Here is a 3,425-nt window from a genome sequence, read left to right on the forward strand (position 1 = left end):
CGATCTCCGACTCCCGCCCGACGATCGGCGGGATCTTCCCCTCCCGCGCGAGCAGGTTCAGGTTGACCGCGAACGTCCGGAGGTTCGCCGGAAGCTCGTACCGCTTCCGGAACTCCTCGACCTTCTCCTCCCGGCTGCGCAACTGGGACGCGAACCGCGAGAGGGCCACGGACGGGTCGACGCCGTAGTTCTTGAGGATCCGGGCCGGAATCGAGTGCACCTCGTGGAAGATGCCGAGGAACAGGTCGGCCGAATCGATCTGCGCCCGCCGGTTCCTCTGCGCCGTCTCCCACGCCACCCGGAAGACCTGCTTGGTCGCCGGCGGCACCTTCAGGCCCACCCCCAGGTACTGCCGCGATATGTTCAGGTGCTCGTTGACCGAGTAGAGGACCGCCTCCACGTTCAGCCCGATCGCCGACATGAGCTCGCGGAACAGCGTCTTCTCCTGGTCGGCGAAGGCGATGAACAGGTGCTCGAGCCCGAGATAGTAGTGGTGGCGGCGCTGCGACTCCTCGATCGACGAGTTCAGCACCCGGTGCCCGGACTCGGACAGCTTCTCCCGGTAGAACGATATCTCCATCATGTAGTGGACATCCCCCGCATCGCCATCAGCCGCTCGACCCGCTTCTCGACCGGCGGGTGGGTGCTGAACAGGCTCATGAGGCCGCCGCCGGTGAGCGGGCTCAGGATGAACATGTGCGCCGTGGCCGGCGAGGCGTGCATCGGCACCTGCCGCGACCAGCCGGAGATCTTCCCGAGCGCCCGCGCCAGCGCCTCGGGCTTCCCGCAGAACCGCGCCCCGGTCTCGTCGGCCAGGTACTCCCGCGAGCGGGAGACCGCCATCTGGACCATCATGGCGCCGATCGGGGCGAGGATCGCCATGACGATGAGCTCGAGCCCGCCGCCGCCCCCCTCGCGGTCGTCGCGCCCGCCGCCGAAGAAGGCGGCGAAGCGGGCCATGTTGGCCAGCATCATGATCGCCCCGGCGAGCGTCGCCGCCACGGTGCCGATCAGGATGTCCCGGTTGCGGACGTGCGCCATCTCGTGCGCGAGCACCCCTTCGAGCTCCTCCGGCGAAAGGATGCGCAGGATCCCCTCGGTGACCGCCACGGCCGCATGCTCCGGGTTGCGCCCGGTGGCGAACGCGTTGGGGGACTCCTCGGGGATGATGTAGACCTTCGGCATCGGGACGCCGGCCGCGAGCGAAAGCCGCCGGACCATGCCGTGGAGCTGCGGCGACTCCGCCTCGGTGACCTCCCGCGCCGAGTACATCCGCAGGACGATCTTGTCGGAGAACCAGTACGATCCCACGTTCATCAGGATGGCCAGCCCGAAGGCGAACATCATCCCGGACTCGCCGCCGATGGACCGGCCCACGAGGACGAACAGGACCGTCAGGACCGCGAGAAGGAACGTCGTTTTCAGCGTGTTTCCCATTCTTGCCTCTCCTCCCCTACCCACGTATTGATTCCATTATAGACGTTTCAGTTCCATTGGCCCCGGAGATCCGGGTCCTCGTGCTTCGCCATCCGGTCGACCAGCTCCAGGAACTCCGCCGAGCGGTCCTTCGGAACGGCGACGTGGAGGATCACGAACTGGTCGCCCCGCTCTACCGTTCCGGGGGTCGGAACCCCCTTGCCTTTCAGCCGCAGCTTCCGGCCGCTGGAGCTGCCGGCCGGAACGGTCACCGTGACGGGCCCGTCGACGGTCGGGACCTCGATCTTCGCGCCCTTGACCGCCTCCGAGAAGCGGATCGGCACGTCGAGGAGGATGTCGTTCCCCTCCCTGCGGAAGTGCGGGTGGGACAGCATCCTCAGCCGGACCAGGAGGTCGCCGCTTTCCCCCGGGGCCGCCCGCTCCTCCCCCTTGGCCGGAACCCGGATCGTCGCGCCGTCCCTCGCCCCGGCGGGAATCTTGATCCGGACCCGCTCCTCGGCCTCGGTCACGCCGCGCCCGAAGCAGACCGGGCAGCCGCGGCGTCCCGCCTTTCCCGTCCCGGCGCAGCCGGAGCAGACGCGCGCCCGCGGGTAGCGGATTTCGCGGACCGCGCCGCGGACCATGTCGAGGAAATCGACGGACACGTCGACCTGGACGTCGTTCCCGCGCCCGGAATGGGAGAACCCCTCTTCCCCGTTCCGGAAGAGGGAGCCGAAGATCCCGCCGAGGTCGAACGACTCGCCCCCGAATCCGCCGGGGGGTTGGGCGCCGCCCCGGAACGGTCCGCCCCGGAACGACCCGCCGCCGAACGGGCCGCCGCCGAACGGGCCGCCGGTGAACGCGCCGCGGCGGACCGCGTCGTACTCCTCCCGCTTCTTCCGGTCGGAGAGGACCTCGTGCGCCTCGTTGGCCTCCTTGAACCGGGCCTCGGCCGCCTTGTTGCCGGGGTTCACGTCCGGGTGGTGCTTCTTCGCCAGCCGGCGGAACGCCTTCCGGATCTCCTCCGTGGAGGCGCCCTCCGGGACGCCGAGAATCTCGTAGTAGTTCTTCCCCGGGTCCATCGGTCCCCCGCCCGGCGACCGGGTGCGGCCCTTCCGGGGACGCATCCCCGGAAGGGCCGCCGGTCGACGTGCATTACTTCACGGCCACAGTGATCTGCTTGGGCTTCGCCTGCTCCCGCTTCGGCAGGGTGAGCTCCAGTACCCCGTCCTTCAGGGTCGCCGAGATCTTCTCCTGGTCGATGGTCGACGGGAGGGAGAACGACCGCTGGAACGTGCCGTAGGCGCGCTCGATGCGATGGTAGTTCTCCTCCTTGACCTCCTTCTCGACCTTCCGCTCGCCCCGCAGGGTCAGCAGGCCGTCCTTGACCTCGATGCCGACCTGCTCCCGCGTGAGCCCGGGAAGCTCCGCCTTGACGATGACAGAGTCGTTGGTTTCGTAGATGTCGACCGCCGGGGTCCACATCCCCGTTCCCAGCCCCTCTTCGCGCCCCTTCGTGCGGGTGAACGTGTCCTCGAAGAGCTGGTTCATCTTGTCCTGGATCGAGGACAGATCCCTCACCGGATCCCACCACCGAACGATCGCCATTTCCCTTCTCCTTTCTCCCACCTGCGCTCCATGCGCCCCGGTGGACCGCTGAAATGATATCCCCGCTACTTCTTCGCGGAGTCCTCGTATTCCGCGTCGACCACGTCCCCCTCCGGCGCCTTCCCCGGCTCCGCGCCCGGGGCGTCCCCGCCCGGGGGGGCGGCGGACGCCTGCTTGTACATGTGCTCTGCGAGGGCGTGGGACTCCTTGATGAGCTTGTCGGCCGCCGCGCGGAGGACCGCCTCGTCGTCCGACTTCAACGCCTCCTTCGCCTCGGCGACCGCGGTCTCGACCTTCGCCGCCGTCTCCGCCGGGACCTTCTCCTTGTTCTCCCGCAGCGTCTTCTCCGTGTTGTAGACCAGGGAGTCGAGGTGGTTGCGCGCCTCGATCCCGGCCTTCCG

General features: G+C 68.6%; 5 protein-coding genes. All 5 read right to left on the reverse strand.

The genetic code is table 11. The features are described 5' to 3' along the window. Positions 1 to 583 (reverse strand): ATP-dependent Clp protease ATP-binding subunit (locus tag HZB86_09150; protein MBI5905698.1); only part of this gene is annotated, 583 nt, incomplete at its 3' end. Beyond that, on the reverse strand, positions 580 to 1,437 hold the full coding sequence (htpX, locus tag HZB86_09155) for a zinc metalloprotease HtpX (protein MBI5905699.1): 858 nt from the start codon (positions 1,435 to 1,437) through the stop codon (positions 580 to 582). The genes HZB86_09150 and htpX, both read right to left, overlap by 4 nt. A gap of 47 nt (positions 1,438 to 1,484) precedes the next feature. Then, positions 1,485 to 2,498: a J domain-containing protein gene (locus HZB86_09160; protein MBI5905700.1), complete on the reverse strand. Its 1,014-nt coding sequence runs from the start codon at positions 2,496 to 2,498 to the stop codon at positions 1,485 to 1,487. A 73-nt stretch (positions 2,499 to 2,571) separates the two neighbouring features. After that, positions 2,572 to 3,024 (reverse strand): Hsp20/alpha crystallin family protein, encoded by a 453-nt coding sequence (locus tag HZB86_09165; protein MBI5905701.1) that lies wholly within the window; start codon positions 3,022 to 3,024, stop codon positions 2,572 to 2,574. A gap of 65 nt (positions 3,025 to 3,089) precedes the next feature. Continuing rightward, on the reverse strand, positions 3,090 to 3,425 hold a 336-nt coding region (locus HZB86_09170; protein MBI5905702.1), incomplete at its 5' end, for an Hsp70 family protein.

It is taken from the genome of Deltaproteobacteria bacterium (assembly GCA_016234845.1).
Taxonomy (GTDB): Bacteria; Desulfobacterota; Deferrimicrobia; order Deferrimicrobiales; family Deferrimicrobiaceae; genus JACRNP01.